General features: G+C 44.7%; 18 protein-coding genes. 7 read left to right on the top strand and 11 right to left on the bottom strand.

Translation table 11 applies throughout. The features are described from left to right. Positions 1–66: 66 nt before the first annotated feature. The 8 genes from rnd to QWZ04_RS17900 all read right to left on the bottom strand — a co-directional run bounded on the left by rnd (position 67) and on the right by QWZ04_RS17900 (position 7996). Entirely contained in the window at positions 67–1185 is a 1119-nt protein-coding gene (gene rnd / locus QWZ04_RS17935; RefSeq protein WP_290329628.1) for a ribonuclease D, read from the bottom strand. Between the two features lie 98 nt (positions 1186–1283). Next, positions 1284–2984: a long-chain-fatty-acid--CoA ligase FadD gene (gene fadD / locus QWZ04_RS17930; protein WP_290329627.1), complete on the bottom strand. Its 1701-nt coding sequence runs from the start codon at positions 2982–2984 to the stop codon at positions 1284–1286. Positions 2985–3084: 100 nt separating this feature from the next. Continuing rightward, entirely contained in the window at positions 3085–3936 is an 852-nt protein-coding gene (locus QWZ04_RS17925; RefSeq protein WP_290329626.1) for an alpha/beta fold hydrolase, read from the bottom strand. 13 nt (positions 3937–3949) lie between these two features. After that, entirely contained in the window at positions 3950–4495 is a 546-nt protein-coding gene (locus QWZ04_RS17920; RefSeq protein WP_290329625.1) for a Slp family lipoprotein, read from the bottom strand. Positions 4496–4546: 51 nt separating this feature from the next. Further along, positions 4547–4843: a chromosome partitioning protein ParA gene (locus QWZ04_RS17915; protein ID WP_290329624.1), complete on the bottom strand. Its 297-nt coding sequence runs from the start codon at positions 4841–4843 to the stop codon at positions 4547–4549. A 46-nt stretch (positions 4844–4889) separates the two neighbouring features. After that, on the bottom strand, positions 4890–5591 hold the full coding sequence (gene tsaB, locus QWZ04_RS17910) for a tRNA (adenosine(37)-N6)-threonylcarbamoyltransferase complex dimerization subunit type 1 TsaB (RefSeq protein WP_290329623.1): 702 nt from the start codon (positions 5589–5591) through the stop codon (positions 4890–4892). Between the two features lie 7 nt (positions 5592–5598). After that, on the bottom strand, positions 5599–7551 hold the full coding sequence (gene yoaA / locus QWZ04_RS17905; RefSeq protein ID WP_290329622.1) for a DNA repair helicase YoaA: 1953 nt from the start codon (positions 7549–7551) through the stop codon (positions 5599–5601). 241 nt (positions 7552–7792) lie between these two features. After that, positions 7793–7996: a hypothetical protein gene (locus QWZ04_RS17900; protein WP_290329621.1), complete on the bottom strand. Its 204-nt coding sequence runs from the start codon at positions 7994–7996 to the stop codon at positions 7793–7795. 223 nt (positions 7997–8219) lie between these two features. On the opposite strand from QWZ04_RS17900, the gene purU reads away from it, so the two are divergent. Continuing rightward, complete coding sequence (purU, locus tag QWZ04_RS17895; protein WP_290329620.1) at positions 8220–9053, top strand: formyltetrahydrofolate deformylase; 834 nt, start codon at positions 8220–8222, stop codon at positions 9051–9053. Positions 9054–9169: 116 nt separating this feature from the next. On the opposite strand, the gene QWZ04_RS17890 is transcribed toward purU, so the two are convergent. Then, positions 9170–9763 (bottom strand): VOC family protein, encoded by a 594-nt coding sequence (locus QWZ04_RS17890; protein WP_290329619.1) that lies wholly within the window; start codon positions 9761–9763, stop codon positions 9170–9172. 277 nt (positions 9764–10040) lie between these two features. Here QWZ04_RS17890 and argS point away from each other — a divergent pair, with 277 nt between their 5' ends. Beyond that, positions 10041–11774 (top strand): arginine--tRNA ligase, encoded by a 1734-nt coding sequence (argS, locus tag QWZ04_RS17885; protein ID WP_290329618.1) that lies wholly within the window; start codon positions 10041–10043, stop codon positions 11772–11774. A gap of 108 nt (positions 11775–11882) precedes the next feature. On the opposite strand, the gene QWZ04_RS17880 is transcribed toward argS, so the two are convergent. Beyond that, a complete protein-coding gene (locus tag QWZ04_RS17880; protein WP_290329823.1) occupies positions 11883–13253 on the bottom strand; it encodes a DUF1254 domain-containing protein in 1371 nt (456 codons plus the stop codon). A gap of 176 nt (positions 13254–13429) precedes the next feature. Here QWZ04_RS17880 and QWZ04_RS17875 point away from each other — a divergent pair, with 176 nt between their 5' ends. From QWZ04_RS17875 to QWZ04_RS17855, 5 genes are all read left to right on the top strand, one after another. Next, on the top strand, positions 13430–14980 hold the full coding sequence (locus QWZ04_RS17875) for a sulfatase-like hydrolase/transferase (RefSeq protein ID WP_290329617.1): 1551 nt from the start codon (positions 13430–13432) through the stop codon (positions 14978–14980). A gap of 120 nt (positions 14981–15100) precedes the next feature. Further along, on the top strand, positions 15101–16513 hold the full coding sequence (locus QWZ04_RS17870) for a DUF1254 domain-containing protein (RefSeq protein WP_290329616.1): 1413 nt from the start codon (positions 15101–15103) through the stop codon (positions 16511–16513). A 97-nt stretch (positions 16514–16610) separates the two neighbouring features. Continuing rightward, complete coding sequence (locus tag QWZ04_RS17865) at positions 16611–17390, top strand: hypothetical protein (protein ID WP_290329822.1); 780 nt, start codon at positions 16611–16613, stop codon at positions 17388–17390. Between the two features lie 15 nt (positions 17391–17405). After that, positions 17406–18551: an anaerobic sulfatase maturase gene (locus tag QWZ04_RS17860; protein WP_290329615.1), complete on the top strand. Its 1146-nt coding sequence runs from the start codon at positions 17406–17408 to the stop codon at positions 18549–18551. A gap of 38 nt (positions 18552–18589) precedes the next feature. Then, a complete protein-coding gene (locus QWZ04_RS17855; RefSeq protein WP_290329614.1) occupies positions 18590–19501 on the top strand; it encodes a LysR family transcriptional regulator in 912 nt (303 codons plus the stop codon). Here QWZ04_RS17855 and lpxM read toward each other — a convergent pair. After that, entirely contained in the window at positions 19498–20439 is a 942-nt protein-coding gene (gene lpxM, locus QWZ04_RS17850; protein WP_290329613.1) for a lauroyl-Kdo(2)-lipid IV(A) myristoyltransferase, read from the bottom strand. The genes QWZ04_RS17855 and lpxM overlap by 4 nt on opposite strands. Between the last annotated feature and the right edge of the window lie 38 nt (positions 20440–20477).

Genomic DNA, 20477 nt, shown 5'->3' with positions numbered 1-20477 from the left:
AGCACAAAAAAGCTCTGGTTTTCGCCAGAGCTTTTTTAATTTAGCATTCGTCGTTTATCTGACTATCTAATCAAAGTGTTTAATTAGCTTCTCGCCTAATACTTCCAAACGCCAACCTTGCATAGTGTCTGGTAGAGAGCTTGGATCGCGGTCTTTCTTCCATACCCAAGTAAACACTTGGTTGAGCTGCTTTTTAGACGCCAAGAATTCTGTTGCTAAGCCGGTTGCTTGCGCTGCACGCTTTACTTCATCTTTTAGATCTTTAAACAATTGCTTATAACCAGGAAGATCCATTAAACGGTCAATGGCTTGCGGCCACTCTTCTTCTGGTACTAATTCGCCTTCTTTAACCATCTCGATCACTCGATTACCATGGCGGCGAATTTCTCGAAAATCAAAGCCCTCTTGTTCCATTTTCTTCAAGCTCTTAATGCTTAAACGAGCACATTCAAGCATGTCTTGTTCACGGAACACAAAGTTAAGTGCCAAATCACGCTTAATGGCTTCTTCGACGCGCCATTTAGCAAGAATTTGGAGAGTAGCTAACTGCTTTGGTTGTAATTGCCAAGCGCCCTTTACATCGATGTAAGCGACGTCTGGTACATGACGTACAGCACGCTTACTAACGACTAAATCAGATTCTTGCTGCACGGCTTCCCACCAGCCAGCCTCTTGCACTGCAACTTCAAGCTTTTGATAAATAGGCTGCAAATAAAATACATCGGCGGCCGCGTATTCAAGTTGCTTTTCAGTCAGTGGTCTAGCCAACCAGTCTGTTCGGGCTTCACTTTTGTCCAACTCGATATCAAGATATTCTTTTGCTAGGGCAGCAAACCCTGTCGACAAACCATGACCTAAAAACGCCGCCATGATTTGAGTGTCAATCATAGGGGTTGGCATGGCACCAAATGAATGCGCGAACACTTCTAAGTCTTCACCGCAGGCGTGCAGAACTTTCACCACTGCCGTGTCTTTCAGCAAAGCGGTGAATGCACTCATATCGTCGATTTCTGTCGGATCAATTAACGACAAATTTTCGCCATCGAAAAGTTGGATCAGTCCAAGCTGTGGATAATAGGTACGTGTGCGAACAAATTCGGTATCCAACATAACAGTGTCAACTTCTCTGGCGAGCTGACAAACACGTTCTAATTCAGTTTGGTTAGCAATGATTTGATAATTCACTGGCTTCTCTATGTTAAAAAAAGGGGAACGGCACTAAAAATAAGACAAAAAAAATGCCGACTATTGTCAGCATTTTAGCATTGTTACTTAGAAGTTGCTTAGGAGTTTGATTGCTCCGCTATGTTAGCGTCGTTTTCTTCTCGTAAGATTCTACGTAGAATCTTACCAACATTACTCTTTGGAAGCTCTTCTCTGAATTCGATCTTCTTAGGGATCTTGTAACCAGTAAGATGCTCACGACAATGCGCAATCACTTCTTCTTTGGTTAAACTAGGATCGCGTTTCACGATGTAGACTTTAACTATTTCACCAGACACATCATGCGGTTCACCAATCGCTGCAAGTTCTAGCACTTTGCCGTGCATTGAAATCACTTCTTCGATTTCATTCGGGTAAACATTAAAACCAGAAACTAAGATCATGTCTTTCTTGCGGTCAACAATATGCAAGAAGCCTTCTTCATCAAATTTTACGATGTCACCCGTTGATAACCAACCGTCTTGATCAATCACTTCTTTGGTTGCTTCAGGGCGCTGCCAGTAACTTTGCATCACTTGCGGGCCTCGCACTTGAAGTTCACCAACGCTCTCTGGTGTGCTTGGCAATACCTTGCCTTCATCATCGATAATACGAGCTTCAGTCGAAGGCACAGGCAGGCCGATAGCACCATTATACGCTGACGAATCATGAGGGTTAGCCGCAACAAGAGGGGCGCACTCGGTAAGGCCATAACCTTCCAGAAGGAAACCACCCGTAATTTGTTTCCACTTATCGGCGACTGATTTTTGCACCGACATACCGCCGCCTACAGAAATGTGCAGGTTGCTAAAATCAAGTTCTTTAAAGTCTTCGTTATTAACCAGTGCGTTAAACAATGTATTCACACCAGTAATCGCGGTAAACGGATATTTTTGCAGTTCTTTGATGAACCCAGGAATATCTCGAGGGTTAGTGATAAGCAGGTTACGACCGCCCATCTCAATAAACAGCAAGCAGTTAACGGTTAAAGCAAAAATATGATAGAGCGGCAATGCGGTAACCACCAGCTCTCGCCCTTCAGACAGCATGGGGCTATAAGCACCTTTCGCTTGCATCACATTAGCAATCATATTTCTGTGAGTTAATACTGCGCCCTTAGCCACACCGGTTGTACCACCCGTGTACTGAAGAAATGCAATATCGTCACCAGACATAAACGGCTTCACATATTGAAGACGACGACCTTTGTGTAACGCTTTACGAAATGAAATGGCGTTAGGCAAATCGTATTTTGGCACCATGCGCTTGACGTACTTCACTACAAAATCGACCAATGTACCTTTTGCTCTTGGCAGCATTTGCCCGAGACTGGTCAACACAACATGCTTAATAGGTGTTTTATCAACAACCTGCTCAAGTGTGTTAGCAAAGTTCGACACAATCACGATCGCTTTGGCGCCCGAGTCATTCAATTGATGCTCTAGTTCACGAGGTGTGTAAAGCGGGTTTACGTTCACAGCGATAAGGCCTGCGCGCAAAACACCAAATAGTGCAATTGGGTATTGCAGCAAGTTTGGCATCATGATCGCGACACGATCGCCTTTTTTAAGCTTTAAGTCATTCTGAAGATAAGCGGCAAATGCTCGGCTACGTTCTTCCAGTTTACGGAATGTCATGACCGAGCCCATATTCATAAACGCGGGCTGATCTGCAAATTTGTTGACGGATTGCTCAAACATCTCGACTAAAGATGGGTATACGTCTGGGTCGATGGTTTCTGGAACGTCACTTGGATAGCGATTAAGCCAAACTTTATCCACGAATAAACTCCTCAAATAATGGCTGACTGTTGATTTATTAAATTAAGTTTCTATTACAACATAGCCGCAAGAGTTGAGCACGGAACTCTCAAACACTTGTTTAAATTTTGTTAACTAAATCTAGAATTATCTTTACAACTGCGTCAGATGATTCCAAATGGCAATGATGTGAACCTTTTACGATGTGGGTAATCGCTTCATTGCTGCCTCTATTTTTTAAATACTCAAAACCTTGATCACCCAGAATAATTCGGTGATGACATTGAATATCTCCTGTCAGCGTTACTGCTTGTTCATTGGTCATTCGGTACAGGGAGTCACTTTTCAATTTGGGGTCATGACGCCAAAACCAACTGCATTCGATTTCGTCGTAGCGTAAGTCTCGTTCAACAATCGGTGCGATGAGATCTTTCTCTACCCCCGTCGACATGCTCCTAAGAACCAAAGCCTGCTCTTTATTGGCCAGAGATCGGCCCGTTTTACGACGAATACGCTCTCGGCTTTTGACTCCACGCCTCAAACGATCAGTGGCATTTTGGCCTTGCTCAGCCAATGGCCCCATGCCTTCAATTTGAACCAAACCAGCAACGTGTTCAGGAAACGCGGCACTATAGCAACTCGTTATCAAAGCACCAAGAGAGTGCCCTACTAAAATCCGTTTAGTTGCTGGAATTTCATGCAAAAAGCGGTATAAATCGTCGATATAGTCGTGAAAGGGGTAAAAATTATCGGGGTCTTTGTGGCTAGACAAACCATGGCCGGGCAAATCAATCGCCACTAGGTGCAAGTTCGGCTGTACGCTGTGCATCAACTGCATAACTTGGATGAAACTTGCCGCGTTATCTAACCAACCATGAATAAAAACGACCGAATAATCGGCCGTTTGTGCGTTACCTAATTCAATGCAGGCAATTTGTTTACCATCATCAAAAAAATAATCAGTCTGTTTCATTGGCGCTTCAGTATTATTTAACTTCTTTGATCACTCGGCCACGGCTCGGACCAATGCGAACATCGGTACAATAAAGCCCGTGACAAGTTTCTAAATAAGAACCAGCGTGGTCAATTGCAACCCACTCTTCTATTCGCCATAAATGCTCACCATAGGCATGCAACACCGGCATTTGGTGTTTAGACTCCCCTACTTTGGCAAGCTCCAATCCTTTTGCTTTTCCGACAACAGAAACCAAACGCCCCTCTGAGTAGGTAACCGGATCGAGAAAGCCATCCACATACACCACAAAACGGCCATTTGCTTCTTTACCGATATCTGGTTTACCTACGTCGTTAATTGGCATATTCACCAACTCCAAACGAGTTTGGCTTTCTAGATTCGTAGTTTTAGCCACAATACCACCGAGACGTACATCACCTTGGTAAGTTTCAACTTGTTGAGTCCAAGTTGAAAAATCAGTAATGACGCTTTCAGATTGAGCATTCAACTGTTCAGGTAGTGAAGAACAACCACCGAGCAGTAATAGGGAAAGTAGAACGAAAAGGGAACGATGCATGGAATAGAGGCTCCAGTTGAGAATTATTCTTAATATAACAGAACGTTGAGATCAGATGTAGATATCGACTCCCATTAGCTTCATAAGTTCCTCTCGCTTAGCTTGGTTCATGATACCCATGTACTCCTCCATCGCTTTACGGGAACGGCCTTCGGGTAAATCATATTGAAGTTCAGCGCGATGAAGTTCCGACTCATCAACATGACGAATCGTATGGGCTACGGCGTTGGCAACCTTAGTGGGTTGGCCGACACCTGTATGCGTCTGTTCAGCTTTTACCTTCGCTTTCTTTTGCGTTTTCTTGGTATTGCCGACCAGCGCAGGAGGTAATCCATTAATTGAAACCATTCGCGCCTACTCTTATTTTCAATATCTATTGTACGTGTACTGCCGTTTACTCTCTGCCCGGCAGTTTCTTCCAAGCGACGGTATCGCGCAGATAAACAGGGCTCGCTTCTTCCGCGGTCACCGTATTGCCTTTCGCCAACTCAAACTGAGCCAACAGCGCCATATCTTGTGCTTCAGGATACAGCACGTCACTGTCTTGCAGCACTAGAGGTAGCAGCGTGATGCTGTCTTGATACGCATCCCAGCCCGTGCCTGCTTTGAGCCATGTATTTGAATCTTCTTGAACAAGTTGCGCCAAATCTTGTGGCGGTATGACACATTCAGGTTCGCTCGCCAACCACTCGCCACTTTCTTGACGGGTAAAGCGTCCCCAATACACTTCACTCATACGGGCGTCAATTGCACACGCGACATAAGGAGTGTTGTGCTTGCGGTAAGTCGCTTGCGCCATTGCTTCTAGCGTCGAAATTCCGATCATTGGCAGATCCGCACCAAATGCTAAACCTTGTGCAATCCCAATGCCAATTCGTACACCCGTAAAGCTACCAGGGCCACGACCAAACGCCAATGCATCCAGATCTTGCAGACGAATACCCGCTTCATTTAATACTTCATCTACCATAGGCAGAATTTTCTTAGTGTGATCACGCGGTGCCACTTCGCTTCGAGCGTACAGCTGGCCGTCGACTAATAGGGCAACCGAACAATTTTCAGTTGCGGTATCCAAGGCAAGAATTTTTGCGTTCATTAACGTCTCAATCAATATTCGTTGTAGATGTAGAAGAGATAGTACCAAGGAATTCACTCACTTGTTTAAGATCTCGTGTTCGTGGAATGGGTGGCAAGCTTTGCAAAAACACCCCTCCATAATCGCGTGTTACTAAACGGTTGTCACAGATAATCAAAGCGCCTTGATCTCGTTTGTCTCGGATCAAACGCCCCACTCCTTGTTTAAGAGTGATCACCGCATCGGGTAATTGTACTTGTGCAAACGGTTCTCCGCCCCTTAACCTGCAGTCTTCAATTCGCGCTTTTAACAGCGGATCATCAGGGGCAGTAAATGGCAGTTTGTCGATGATAACACAGCTTAGCGCATCGCCTCTAACGTCTATGCCTTCCCAAAATGCACCCGTTGCTACCAACAAAGCATTGCCCAACTCCATAAATTCAGCCAACAGTTTTTGCTTGCTGGTTTCCCCTTGCATTAAAACTGGGATCGACAAATCGTTACGAAATCTTTCAGCCAGCTCTTTCATCATTGCGTGAGAAGTGCATAAAAAGAAACAGCGCCCGTTATTGCCCTCAATTATTGGCCCTAGCATGTTTGCGAGTTTGTCGGCCATTCCAGGGCTGTTGGGTTCAGGTAGATAGCGAGGCACGCAAAGTTTCGCCTGTGTCTGATAATTAAACGGGCTAGGCAGTGAGAATTGTTCTGTAGGGGTTAAACCAAGACGTTGGGTAAAGTGGCTAAAATCATCTTGTACCGCGAGGGTTGCCGAGGTGAACACCCAAGCACCTTGCTTAAGAGTAATTTGTTCTTGAAACTTATCAGCGACCGAAAGCGGTGTAATGTGCAAAGTAAAATGGCGAGGCGTGCATTCAAACCAATAGGAATACCCTGTGATGCTGACATCACAAATACGATCAATACGGGCCTTAAGTGCATTGGCTCGCTCAAAAGCCGTATCCAATAACTGGCTTCTCCCGAGTGCGATTTTCAGCACTTCAATCGCCAAATCTAAGCCGTCTTTGAGGCGAACCATCTCTGATATTACGGCCTCAGATTTTAATGCTTCCCGCCAATTGCCACGAAAACCTGGCTCGCCTAGGATGATTCTCATGTCCATCGCTGTTTGTACTAACCTGTCGGCAACTTTTTGTAGCTGGCGCATGTCTTTTGCTTCGGTTCGGTAGCCAATTTCAATGTCTTTCGCGAGTTCCTGTATTTGCCTGCTCGATGTAGAGGAACCAAAATACTGGCTTGCAATATCGGGTAACTGATGGGCTTCATCAAAAATAAATACGTCAGCTTCGGGGATCAATTCCCCAAAGCCGGTTTCCTTAATGGCCAAATCCGCGAAAAACAGATGGTGATTCACCACGACCACATCGGCATCCATAGCTTTCTTACGTGCTTTTAGGACAAAGCAATCTTGATAGCTTGGGCATTCTTTACCTAAGCAGTTTTCGTTGCTGGATGTAATGGTTGGGATAATAGGACTATCTTCGGCAATGTCATCACAATCCCCTAGATCTCCAGTCTTGGTTTCAGATGACCAACCTCGAACTTTAACCAGTTGCGTTAACAGCGTAGGGTCAGAATGCTGCGTGTGGCTTTCAATCATTTGACGACTGAGGCGATCTAAACAAAGATAGTTAGAACGGCCTTTAAGCAGCGCAACATTGCCATAAAAGCCCAGTGAACTCACCATTAAGGGCAAGTCTCGATGAAATAATTGTTCTTGGAGGTTTTTAGAACCGGTACTGATGATGGTTTTCTTTTGACTCAATAAGGCAGGAACCAAATACGCGAACGTTTTACCCGTCCCGGTACCGGCTTCAACGACGATCTGGCTTTGATTTTTAATCGCTTTTGCTACCGCTTCAGCCATATCGGTTTGCGCTTGACGAGGTTGGAAACCCTCGATGGCTTTACCAAGTGCTCCTTGAGCTGAAAACGTTTTTGCAATGGGGCTGGTAGCGCTCATAAAATCCAAATACTGACTGATATCAAAAAGAAAGATTATGGCAGGTTTAAATGCAGAACTCTAAAAGTTTCATCGCGGTTCAGGAGCGAGCATGTAGATATAGGAAATTCAACTCGAAAGGATTCTCCAAAAGCATGGCTGTTGGATAAATGAGGTCGACAAACTTGACTTAAACCGTTAATGAGGGGAATTGGCGTTAAATATTCAACGCTACCAACCCCTCGCCATAATTACATTATTGCTATCTGTCTCTGTGCAAATAACGTTGCAACCACGTAGGGCCCTCAAAAGTCTCGTCTTCATGCATTAACGCTTTAGCGGCTTCAGCCGGTGTTGCTTTGTTTTGCCACAATTCAGCTAATTGCTCATCATCTATATTGCAATCGCCCATCAAAGAACTAACACGTTCTGCATATATTTTTCTAGCCAGAAGTTCTTTATCCATTGCTTCACCTTTCACCAATTCGGAAGAGAAAACGCCAACAACGCCATCACAAGTGCTGATTTTGTTGAAACTAGAGCCATAATAGATTAATTATAGCTTATAGATTGCGCTCTAACGCTTGTTTCTCTTTTTATAAAGCCCATCTGCGTCTCAAAGATTTATATTTACGCCACAAAAAAATTAAAGAACTTTAGGTTCAAAAAATGACAGGAAGTACCATTACATGGAAAAGAAAACGCTACTTACGCATTGCACCGACGCCCCGGGTCTCATCGCGAAAATCACCAACATTTGTTACAAGCATCAGCTGAATATTATTCACAACAATGAATACGTAGATAATGGTAGCGGCCATTTCTTTATGCGCACGGAGCTGGAAGGTTACTTCAACGACGAAACGTTTTTGCTCGACCTAGATCAAGCGCTTCCTACTGGAACGAAACGCCGTTTAGTTGGCTCTGAATGCAAGCGTGTTGTTGTGTTGGTGACGAAAGAATCTCACTGTTTAGGTGATATTTTGATGAAGAATTTTGATGGTAGCCTCAATGTAGACATTGCTGCTGTTGTCGGTAACTATGACATTCTACAAAGCCTAACCGAGCGTTTTGATATTCCATACCATCACGTTTCACACGTTGGTCTAAGTCGTGAAGAACACGAAGCCGCTATGCTAGAGGTGATCGACAGCTATCAAGCAGATTACTTAGTATTAGCCAAATACATGCGTGTGCTAACTCCCGGTTTTGTTGAAAAGTACCACCATAAAATCATCAATATTCATCACAGCTTCTTACCGGCATTCATCGGCGCAAAACCCTATCAACAGGCGTATGATCGCGGCGTAAAAATCATTGGCGCAACAGCTCACTTTGTCACTAATGATTTAGATGAAGGCCCAATCATTAAACAAGATGTGATCCCAGTTGATCACAACTTTAGCGCAGCAGACATGGCGCAAGCCGGGCGTGACGTTGAAAAGAACGTGTTAAGCAAAGCACTAAACAAAGTCGTCAATGACCATGTATTTGTTTATGGCAACAAAACCGTGATTTTGTAGTATAGGCACGAAGAAAATGGCTTTAGGCTCTAGTCAAAACCTAGGGCCAAATCTTTCCACCCAACACCTCTATCAGCCTCATGCTCATGCTCATGCTCATGCTCATGCTCATAATATTACGCCTCTCTTTCAGATTCCACGATTGCCTTTAGCGGATGTGGGTGGAGTTTGATGCAGATGCCTTGATGCTTAAATGCAACCGTAGGGTTATTCAAACGTTCACCCTCTCCTTTCGGGCTCGATAATTTCACTTTTATCTCTGAGTTATTTTCCAACGCTGTATTTAGCGTAGGGAATGCCTGCTTAATATCGGAAAAATACGCTTCTGCGGTCGTTGCTTTAGAAGGCACGACAAATTCAACGTGCTCCCAATCTTGGTTTGGGTAGTATTTTCCTATCGCTGGGTAAGGTAATTCGAGGCATTCAACCGACCAATTTAAGGCCTGTAGAGGCTCGTTAAATTCGATAACAATGATCGGGCGTCCATTGATTTCAGCCTTAGAAATGACTTTTCCATGCGCCTGCCACGCCTCATCTGCTTGCTCCGCTAACGATTGTTCATTAATTCGCATAGCTAGATGATCAGCCTGATAGTTCGCTACATCTATGGATAGCGTATCAAGTAGCTGAGTCACGTTAGCCATAAACTTTGGTAAACGCTGTATCATTTGCGCTGGAGAGAGTTGAGCTTGTATCAATGGATTCGACATGACTATTTCCAATTTTTTATTTGCCTGCATGGTAGCAGAATTGTTTCGTGTTTTAAGAGGATAAATAACAAAATGATTTGGCGTAAACGGCCTAAATTCACTCTCTCAGTCCTATTCCTGACTAAAACGATAAAAAACACATTTACCCGACTACTAGAATGACAATTAAATTGGTATGATTACCGTCATTTTTGTGAACTCAAACAGACATCCCACACTCAGTACGCAACTGGGTGAATGAATAGCTACCCTATTCTCGGAATTGAAGGAAACGCGTGTGAATATCCAAGCACTGATTAATGACAAAGTATCTCAGGCTCTAGAAGCCGCTGGCGCACCTGCAGGCAGCCCTGCCGCTGTACGCCAATCTGCAAAGCCACAATTTGGTGACTACCAAGCAAACGGTGTGATGGGCGTTGCAAAACGACTAGGCACTAACCCACGAGAATTTGCTCAAAAAGTATTGGATGTTCTAAACCTAGACGGTATCGCTTCTAAAGTTGAAATCGCCGGTCCTGGTTTCCTTAACATTTTCCTAGATGAGGCTTTTCTAGCCAAACAAGCAGACGCAGCTTTAGCTGATTCACGTCTAGGCGTTAGCGCTGAACAATCACAAACCATCGTTGCCGATTACTCGGCGCCAAACGTAGCTAAAGAAATGCACGTTGGTCACTTACGTTCAACCATCATCGGCGATGCGGTTGTACGTACTCTAGAGTTTTTAGGCCACAACGTTATCCGTGCTAACCACATTGGTGACTGGGGTACTCAGTTCGGCATGCTTATCGCCAACCTAGAGCGCGTTCAAGCTGAAACGGGTGAAGTTTCTATGGAGCTTTCAGATCTTGAAGGTTTCTACCGTGAATCTAAAAAGCTGTACGATGAAGACGAAGAGTTTGCAGTAAAAGCGCGTGGCTACGTAGTGAAGCTACAAAGCGGTGATGAGTTCTGCGCTCAAATGTGGAAAAAGCTAGTTGACGTGACTATGGTTCAAAACCAACGCAACTACGACCGCCTAAGTGTTTCCCTAACTCGTGAAAACGTCATGGGTGAAAGCATGTACAACAGCATGCTTAAAGGCATCGTTGCTGACTTGCAAGCAAAAGAGCTCGCTGTTGAAAGTGATGGCGCTCAAGTTGTTTACCTAGACGAATACAAGAATAAAGATGGCGACCCAATGGGCGTTATCGTACAAAAACGTGATGGCGGTTTCCTATACACCACAACGGACATCGCTTGTGCTAAATACCGTTACGAAACCCTAGGCGCAGATCGCGTTCTTTACTTCATTGATTCTCGTCAGCATCAGCATCTTATGCAAGCTTGGACCATTGTTCGTAAAGCCGGTTACATCCCAGAATCTGTGTCACTTGAGCACCATGCATTCGGTATGATGCTAGGTAAAGACGGCAAACCATTTAAGACTCGTGCTGGTGGCACGGTTCGTCTTGCTGATCTACTAGACGAAGCAGAAGAACGCGCTGGTAAGCTAATCGAATCTAAAAACCCAGACCTAGCGGCAGACGAAAAAGCGAACATTGCTAACACTGTTGCGATGGCCGCAGTTAAGTACGCAGACCTTTCTAAGCACCGTACCACTGATTACGTGTTCGATTGGGACAACATGCTGGCATTTGAGGGCAACACTGCCCCTTACATGCAGTACGCATATACACGTGTTGCGTCTATCTTTGCTAAAGCAGGCGTCTCTATGGATGACGTTGCTGGCGAGATCAAAGTAACCGACGACAAAGAAAAAGCATTAATCGCTAAGCTGCTTCAATTTGAAGAAGCGGTACAAGCGGTTGCTCGTGAAGGTCAGCCACATATCATGTGTAGCTACTTGTTTGAATTAGCAGGCCAATTCTCTAGCTTCTACGAAGCATGCCCGATTCTGATTGCAGAAGATGAAGCCGTTAAGCAGAGCCGCTTGAAACTGGCAGCACTTACCGCTAAGACCATCAAGCAAGGTTTGTCTCTACTGGGTATCGATACGCTAGAGCGTATGTAATTTACCTATACCTTGTTAGCTGTTAGCTGTTAGCTGTTAGCTGTTAGCTGTTAGCTGTTAGCTGTTAGAAAGAATAAGAAAGCGCCTCGCAAATGCGAGGCGCTTTTTTTAGTTCACTAATCTATCGACTTGAGGTAATGGGTAGGTGTTATCCAAAACCTCATCCGTTGGCTCGTATAAACGAATATGCAAATAGAAATCGTCTTGCGGTGCTGGTAACCAATTACAGTTGGCTTCTAGAGGTTCCGACTGCTGGATACAAACGGTCAATGTTCCGTCTTGGTTGTAAGTAAGCTCTTCTGGTCTGTTGGTCGACACAGAGTAACGATCAATCGAGTTTTCTACCATGTACAAGTCTTTCGCATCGTACATAGTCAAAGACCAAAAGGCCTCAGCGGGTGCATCCGCTGGCATCACCATTCGATATTGATGCTCACCAGATAGCTGCTTGCCGTTAGAATCTGTGTATCGGTTCGGATACAGTGCTCGCTCCGGTACATTTAGCCCTGCAGCTCGCAGGTTGATACTGGCTCTACTGAGGTAATCATTGCCATAGCGACCACCTTCGAACATCATAGACCAACCATTATTTGAAGCGCCGACATTACGGCCTGCATATGAAATGATCTTCTCTGATGACTCCAAGGCTCTTAGTAAGCCCCGTTGTTGTGCCTCGCTCAAACTCTCGGCATCAAACGGTGTTTCACCACCAATGCCAATATACTCAAATTGGTCAACTATCGCTGAATCTTCTGGGATTGGATTTTTTCGTAACTCTCTATCGATGACTTCAAACCACTCCAACCCTTGAGGCCTAGCCATAGGTGGTATCCGGCCTGATGACGACTTTAGCGTTACCGGTGGATGGTCTTCACCAAGGTCGGCTAGCGGATAGCTCAGAAAGCGATCATGAACGTTAAGCGCCTGATTCATGTCTTTTTGCCCTGACACGCCTGTTCTCTGAATAAGCCAAACCATAGGCGTTCTCGACTCAATCACACCATCAACCCCCTTAGGGACTTCGCCGTTCCAACCCTTATTCACCAATAAGAACTTGCTCCCACTCCTCCCTGCATTCTTCCGGTGCAAGTCCGTTATCGAATCTGAATAGGCATCAAGCAGCTGAACAATATAGTAACGTTCGTCTGTCCTAGGAATGTCCAACACCATAGGCCCTGACAAGTCGAGGTCGTAGTGCGCTTGAGAGTACAATGTGTCGTTATTGACCGTGGGAACAATTCTGTCTTGAGGCCCGGAAAGCACGCGAGTTTTGCCCATCTCATTCAGAGGTGCCATGGCGTTATCCATTGGCGCGTCGACAGACGTCGTTGTTTGTCGGACAGCGGCAACCGTCAAAGGCCCAGTTCCATAAATGAAGGCTTGGACACCTAAATTATAAGCCAGCTCTTCTTCAGGATTAATGTTCATCAACTCATTAGAGTTTGCAACAGCAGTTAATGGCATTGACGCTGCCATCATTGTTGCGAGTAATTTTATATTCATGGCAAATCTCTTGATATTGGAAACTCTAACAAGGATAAACCTCTTCGCATTTCAATTGGCTAATAGTGATTATTGAAAAAGCTAATAACCGCTATTAGCCATTTTTCAGCCTGATTTATATATGCTGACTCCGTCCTACAACGGAGAAATTTATGAAAAGTCCTAATCAATTTGTAAAAAATTCGCTAGCGCTCTCCATTGCCGCATCAGCGACACTAGCAGTAAGCCCTGCGATGGCAAAAGCACCTAACATCGTCACCATCATGCTCGACGACGTGGCGCCAATGGATATTTCAGCCTACCACCGTGGTCTTGGCGCTATCAAAACACCGAATATTGATCTCATTGCCAAGCGCGGGCTCATGGTCAGCGATTATTATGCCCAAAGCAGCTCTACGGCTGGGCGCGCAGCATTCATCACTGGCCAATACCCATACCGTTCAGGGCTAACGTCTGTAGGGCAACCAGGCTCTAAACTTGGTCTTAAAAAAGAAACGCCAACCTTAGCCGAGTTACTCAAAGAAAAAGGCTACGCGACTGTCCACGTTGGTAAATCTCATCTTGGTGATAATAACAGCCACTTACCAACGGTACATGGATTTGAAGAGTACTATGGCTTTCTATATCACCTCAATGTAATGGAAATGCCAGAGCAACCTGAGTTCCCTAAAGATCCCAACTTTGTCGGTATTCCGCGAAATGTCATTCACTCAGTAGCAACCGATAAGTTTGATAAAACCGAAGATCCACGCTTTGGTGTCGTAGGTAAACAAACCATCACGGATAAAGGCGCGCTTGGTAAAGAACGCATGAAACAAATTGATGAAGAGTTTCTTGGCTTCGCGACCGATTGGCTAGAAAAACACGAATCAACTAACGATGACCAACCTTACTTCATGTGGTTCAACCCATCGCGTATGCACACCATTACTCATGTCAATGACGAGTATGAAGGCGCAAGTCAAACGTCGACCTATTACGATGCATTGAAGCAAGTCGACGATCAAATTGGGGTATTACTGAATAAACTAGAATCTCTAGGTGAGCTCGATAACACCATCATTATGTTTACTTCAGACAATGGGGTTAACTCTGATCACTGGCCTGACGGCGGTGCCGCTTCCTTCAGAGGCCAAAAAGGAACCACTTGGGATGGGGGCTTCCGCGTGCCTATGCTCGTAAGCTGGCCGGAAGAATTCCCGCAAGGTGAATACGTAGACGGCATGATGTCTGCGGAAGACTGGTTACCGACACTTGTCGCCGCAGCCGGTGATCCAAACATCAAACAACAAATGCTAAAAGGTAAAGAAATCGAAGGCGTAAAGCGCGTCGCTCATCTTGATGGTTACAACCAAATGGACATGTTAGCGAATGGTGGCGAAAGCAACCGTAACGAATTCTTTTTCTATAACGAAGGCAGCCTTAATGCCGTTCGTGTCAACGAGTGGAAAGTTCACTTAAGAACAAAAACAACTTGGACGGAACCTGCAAAAGAATGGCCGTTTGGTGTACTCGTTAATATTAAAGCAGATCCTTATGAGCGCTCGCCTGAAACTCCAGGGTGGTACCATTGGATGAAGCAAAAATCTTGGGTTCTTCCTGAGTTTTATCAAGCCATCGGCAAATATCAACAGTCTCTCAAAGCTTTCCCTCCAGTGCAAAAAGGCACCGGGGTTGGCATGGGTAACGACACCATAGATTAGACCTAGCGTACTAAAATAGCACCGCTAATGTGAGCGGTGCTATTAGCATTTTAAATACTCTCTATTACCCATTTTTCGTCGTAAATTATTTACTCTGTCGTTAACAGAGGAAGGTCCCCTATGATAAAAAAAACATTCTCAAAAGCGGCCATAGCCGCCACCCTTGCAGTATCCGGCAGCCTTATGGCACTCCCAGCTATCGCGTCTGTAGAAGCGCCGATCACAACGACGAAACAGGCACTGGAATACGAAAGCTACATATTGGCGGCAAACGCCTACATGTGGGGCTCTACATTAGTTCGAATGGAACAAATTGCTCGCCAGTACAGTGACGTTTCTCAACCTCAAGTTGATACAAGTTATCGTGGTCCGTTAAACGAATTTGGTCATGCAAGACGTCTAAGCACGCCTGCCGATACTGACATGCCAACCGCGAATCGCGACACGCTCTATTCAAGTGCTGTTCTGGATTTAAGCCAAGGTCCTATGGTGCTTTCGGTGCCAGACGTCAATGACCGATATTTTGTCATCAATATGTTCGATATGTGGCACAACTTATTTCAGTACGTTGGCACGCGAGAAACGGGCCAATTAGCAAAACAGTTTTTGCTCGTTCCTCCTGGGTGGACATCAGATGACAGCACACCACGTGAGCTGACCATTGTTGAAGCGCCAACCAGCAAAGTATGGCTGTGGGGTCGCACACAAGTGTTCGACGACCAAGACTACCCAGCGGCTCATGCGGTACAAGACCAATATAAATTAACCTCGTTAGCGCAATACCAAACAGGAGAAAAACCGGTTACCCAACCACTGCCACCGAGAGCTGGCGACGAAAATGACCCACTTCGCTTCTTTGTAGAACTCGGGGAGTACCTAAAACAAAACCCGGTTGATGAACGCAATAAAGCCATGTTAGGTCAGTTTAAGAAAATCGGATTAACTGAAAATGGTTTTAATGATGAGAAACTATCGTTAGATACGAAAAAAACACTGATCAAAGCCATCGAAGACGGTCACAAGATGGTCTTAGCACAGCAAGCAAACCCTGCCAACTTAGAGTTTAAAGACGGTTGGGTATACACGTTTGCTCTTGATGCTTTTGGTGATGACAGCGCTATGCGTTCATTGATTGCCCACCCTTACTTAGGAGGCCAAGGTCCAAAAGAAGCCATTTATCCAATGGCCGCCATGGACGCAAAAGGCAACCCATTAAGTGGCGAAACAAACTACGTAATGCACTTCGATGAAGAGCCACCAGTAGGTGCATTTTGGTCAGTCACCGTTTACGACGCAAAAACAAAAATGTTGATTGATAACTCAATTAATCGTTACAACATCAGTAGTTTGTCTGACCTAAAAAAGAACAAAGATGGTTCGTTTGACATCCAGTTTTCCAGCAAGAAACCCGCTGACGCCCAAAACTGGCTGCCAACACCTGAGGGTAACTTCTACGTCCTCACCCGACTTTATATCCCATCAAAACAAGTTCTTAACATGGACTGGACCGTACCAGGCTTAAACGCAGAATAATTTTTTATTCGCTTACTACCTGCACCTTGGGTAGTAAGCGATTTGATCTAAAGGGATCGCAATGCTTCACACGACACATCAAAAATCTGTTCTTTCTATGAGCACAACTTTTTTCGTTAAAACCCTGCTCGTTTCTGGCTGCTTTATTTCATCTGGCGTCAATGCTAATGAGGCAGACGAAGAGATACAAGACATGTCCGACCCACTTTCGGTCTACACCCAAATCGGCGCTGGCATGACAAATCACGGTCTTAATATAAAAATGGGACGCTCGTACGATACTGGAGACGCCGACACAGCAGGAATGAACGTTGTAGAAATCAAAGGGCTCATGGGTGATGCCATAGGGATATCAGATAATGCCAAAGGGAATAGCGCTGACAGCCTTCGTTTTCGCAATTTCGTTGCTAACACATCCAACGGTCGCGGTACTCAAATCGACGTGCAATATGATCTCGATAATGAGTCTGGCAGTGCGTCATATAGCTTGATCCAAGCCTTACCGAAGCTAGGTCGCCTGTCCGTTTTTCCATTAATGGGCGCAGGGGTTAGTTTTCAAAATACGACTCTTGAGGATGGCCAAAAAGTTGGCGGTTATGCCATACCAGGGACCTTCGGTGTCGTAGGTACTTACAGTAAATTGCAGCTCACCGACAACCTTTGGTTTAACTACAACCCGATGTGGTTCACCACTCTGTCGGGTAGCGAACAATACGTGACTTCGAGCTTAGAAAACAGCAGCCATTTGTTGCAGCATGAAGTCGCATTAGGATATCAACTTACCCCAAAATTCAACGTGAGATATTTTTCAAACTGGACTGAGAACCAAGCATTCAAGGATGGCTCGCATCGTATCGAATTCAACTACCAACTTTAATCGATAGGGATACTTATGACTCCGTGCCAACCTTATAGCCTTTTTATTAAATCCGTCGGGGCAAAATGTAACCTTGACTGTTCGTACTGCTACTACTTAAACAACGATAGCCAACACGCCTTCGCAATGGAAAGCGATAGCGTGAAACGCGTAATTCAAAACCACATTGAATCACAGCCTATCGATAGCCCGGTGGTTGATTTTATATGGCACGGAGGTGAACCCATGCTACGCGGTTTGGATTTTTATCAAATTGCATTGTCGTATCAAAAAGCACTGGGCGGCAAAAAACGCATTGCCAATACAATCCAAACGAACGGCACATTAATTAACGAGCGATGGGCAAAGTTTTTCAGTAAACACAACTTTATGGTTGGGGTAAGCATTGATGGACCTAACCTTATTAACGACATCGGCCGTATTGACCAAAAAGGCAATTCCAGTTTTGAAAGAACCGTTCGGGGCATTAAGCATTTAACGGCTCAAAACGTTGAATTTAATACCCTAAGCGTCATAAATAATCGTTCCTACTTTCACGGCAAAACTATCTACCAATTTTTAAAAGATAGCGGAAGCAAATACATGCAATTTCAACCCTGTATGGACCACGAACTCGACCGACGTTCAGACTATGATTGGTCACTTTCCGGTGAGCAATGGGGGCGATTTTTGTGTGATGTCTTCGATGAATGGTGTAAGGAAGATATCACTCAAATTTACGTTCAATTTTTTGAGAATTGCTTAATGCAATTGATGGACTACCCGAGTCAAATGTGTCATCACGCTGAGACCTGTGGACAACAATTGATGATGGAAGCCAACGGTGATGTGTTCAGTTGTGATCACTATGGCTATCAAGAGTATAAACTAGGCAATGGTGAAACGACGTCCCTCAAAAACATGGCAAATGGTGCTCAGCAAGTTGAATTTGGCCTGAACAAACGCGACTCACTTAGCTCACAATGTTTAGCCTGTGACTTCAAGCCATTATGTAATGGCGGCTGCCCAAAAAACAGAACAGATAAAACAGGTACAGGTGAGTCCATCAATCAACTCTGTGATGGCTATGCCATGTTCTATCGCTATGCACTCCCTAGAATGCTAAAAATGGTCGAGGCGATGAAAAATGGATACTCGCCTAAGTACTATTTGTTGTTCTAAGATAAGATTAGCTGACTGTACACATCAAGTTGAGTGCCATGAATAAAGACTATAATTTACTGCAATTACTCGTGGTGCTATACCAAACCCGTCAAACCGTCGCCACGGCTAAAAAACTTAACATCAGCCAGCCAACTGTTAGCATCATGCTCAAAAAACTGAGAGAACAGTTTAATGATGAATTGTTTGTACGAAACAAAAATCGACTGGAGCCCACAGCAAAGTGTGTGGAATTGGTTGATAAAATACCGATACTGCTCGAGCAGTTAGACTCCCTATATCTCGAAAGTAAAGAGTGGAACGTCAGTCAAATGCAAGGCGAGATTACGTTACTTTTCCCGCCAGCTTTTATGGCGCCTATTGCCGGGCCACTGATAAATATTTTAACCCACGCGGCGCCCAATCTCACGGTTGTGTGCAACCATTGGGGCAGTGACGCTATTACCAACTTAGAAGAGAGCAAATCCAGTTGGGGAATCAGTTATCTCCCGATGGAAACCAATAAAAATATCATCCAGCAAGATTTAGTGGACGACAAATTTAATTTGGTACTGCGTAAAGAGCACCCATTAATCGGCAACCAATTGGATCAAGTACTAGAGTACCCTATCTGCATCAGCGTCATTCCAGGCTATATCGAACCATCAAAGGCTGAAATGCTAATTAAGAAATATAAGCTGGAGAAAACCATCAATGTCCGAACCAGTGACATTGGCTTAATGTTGAAGTTAGTTAAAGAAAGTAATTACATCGGTGTGATTTCTGAGCAATATCAATCAGAATTAGGTAAGGATTATCGCTGGGAAGCGCTGCCCAGCGAGCTGTATAAAGATACATTCCGTCGTCAGCTTGCTCTATTTTGTCATTTACGTCATCGCAATAGTCCATTTACCCACTGGCTTCACCAACAGGTAAATGAATTACTGACCCACGGCACGAAGAGGAACTAATAAATCTCACTACCGTCGGGCCTGGTTCTAAGCAGGTTCAAGATCCACATGTATTGTTCTGGCCGATCTCTTAACAACTCTTCCAGCGCTTGATTCATCATTCTTGCGTCTTGTTCTTCATCCCCTGTCGGGAAGTTTTCTAACGCAGGAAGAATAAACAGTTCAAACTTTCCTTTCTCAGCGTTGTAAGCTGGGATCATCGGCACGACTTTCGCTCGGCTCAGTTTTGCCAACTTGCCAAAACCTTTTAAGGTCGCCTTTTCCGTACCAAAAAATGGTACAAATACAGAATTTTGTGCGCCATGATCTTCATCTGGCAGATAGTAAGCCATGTAACCATCTTTGATCGACCTCAAGTACGGTTTAATGCCGGAATCTCTTGGTACAATTCTTCCACCATAGCGCATTCTTTGCACGTTCATCAGCCAATCGCCAATTGGGTTTTTCTGCGGACGAATCATGATCACCACGTCATGACCATATGATGAAAAGTACATGCCGGTATAGTCAATTGCCCAACAGTGCGGAACCAAGGCAATCACTTTCTCACCTTGCTCTAATAGCGGAAACAGATGCTCTCGACCAAACACTTCACCTCGGCTCTGATTGTACTTCTTGCTTCTAACGGTCAATTCTGCATAACCTAAGAAGAACTGTGCTGCCGTCTCGTAGGTTTTTTCCAGTAGTTCTTGTCGTTGTTCTGCCGTTTTTTCCGGATAACACAATTCAATGTTTTTACGCGCTCTTCGTAACGCTCCGGAATCTCGCTTGGCGAAATAGCCCGAAATCCAAGAAGCAAATTTGTCACGTAGGCGGAAGGGGACAAAAGCGAGTAGAATCGCGAAGCCAATGCCTAGCCACGTTGGCCAGTATTTAGGATGAAGAAAACGCCATTGAAACTTCGGGTCGTAAAGTTGTTTTTGAATATTATCGCTCATTTGGCCATCATAATTCTCTGAGTCGTTGGCGGTTATGG

Origin of the sequence: Vibrio tapetis subsp. quintayensis, from assembly GCF_030409945.1 — a bacterium.
Classification (GTDB): Bacteria; Pseudomonadota; Gammaproteobacteria; order Enterobacterales; family Vibrionaceae; genus Vibrio; species Vibrio quintayensis.
Note: the sequence above shows the minus strand (reverse complement) of the source record. Positions and strands in the feature narration are given on the sequence as shown.

Bases quoted from the DNA above. Each gene is read 5' to 3' on its own strand.
- QWZ04_RS17925 (WP_290329626.1), bottom strand. From the start codon at position 3,936: ATGAAACAGACTGATTATTTTTTTGATGATGGTAAACAAATTGCCTGC.
- QWZ04_RS17920 (WP_290329625.1), bottom strand. From the start codon at position 4,495: ATGCATCGTTCCCTTTTCGTTCTACTTTCCCTATTACTGCTCGGTGGT.
- QWZ04_RS17915 (WP_290329624.1), bottom strand. From the start codon at position 4,843: ATGGTTTCAATTAATGGATTACCTCCTGCGCTGGTCGGCAATACCAAG.
- tsaB (WP_290329623.1), bottom strand. From the start codon at position 5,591: ATGAACGCAAAAATTCTTGCCTTGGATACCGCAACTGAAAATTGTTCG.
- yoaA (WP_290329622.1), bottom strand. From the start codon at position 7,551: ATGAGCGCTACCAGCCCCATTGCAAAAACGTTTTCAGCTCAAGGAGCA.
- QWZ04_RS17900 (WP_290329621.1), bottom strand. From the start codon at position 7,996: ATGGATAAAGAACTTCTGGCTAGAAAAATATATGCAGAACGTGTTAGT.
- purU (WP_290329620.1), top strand. From the start codon at position 8,220: ATGGAAAAGAAAACGCTACTTACGCATTGCACCGACGCCCCGGGTCTC.
- QWZ04_RS17890 (WP_290329619.1), bottom strand. From the start codon at position 9,763: ATGTCGAATCCATTGATACAAGCTCAACTCTCTCCAGCGCAAATGATA.
- QWZ04_RS17880 (WP_290329823.1), bottom strand. From the start codon at position 13,253: ATGATGGCAGCGTCAATGCCATTAACTGCTGTTGCAAACTCTAATGAG.
- QWZ04_RS17875 (WP_290329617.1), top strand. From the start codon at position 13,430: ATGAAAAGTCCTAATCAATTTGTAAAAAATTCGCTAGCGCTCTCCATT.
- QWZ04_RS17870 (WP_290329616.1), top strand. From the start codon at position 15,101: ATGATAAAAAAAACATTCTCAAAAGCGGCCATAGCCGCCACCCTTGCA.
- QWZ04_RS17865 (WP_290329822.1), top strand. From the start codon at position 16,611: ATGAGCACAACTTTTTTCGTTAAAACCCTGCTCGTTTCTGGCTGCTTT.
- QWZ04_RS17860 (WP_290329615.1), top strand. From the start codon at position 17,406: ATGACTCCGTGCCAACCTTATAGCCTTTTTATTAAATCCGTCGGGGCA.
- QWZ04_RS17855 (WP_290329614.1), top strand. From the start codon at position 18,590: ATGAATAAAGACTATAATTTACTGCAATTACTCGTGGTGCTATACCAA.
- lpxM (WP_290329613.1), bottom strand. From the start codon at position 20,439: ATGAGCGATAATATTCAAAAACAACTTTACGACCCGAAGTTTCAATGG.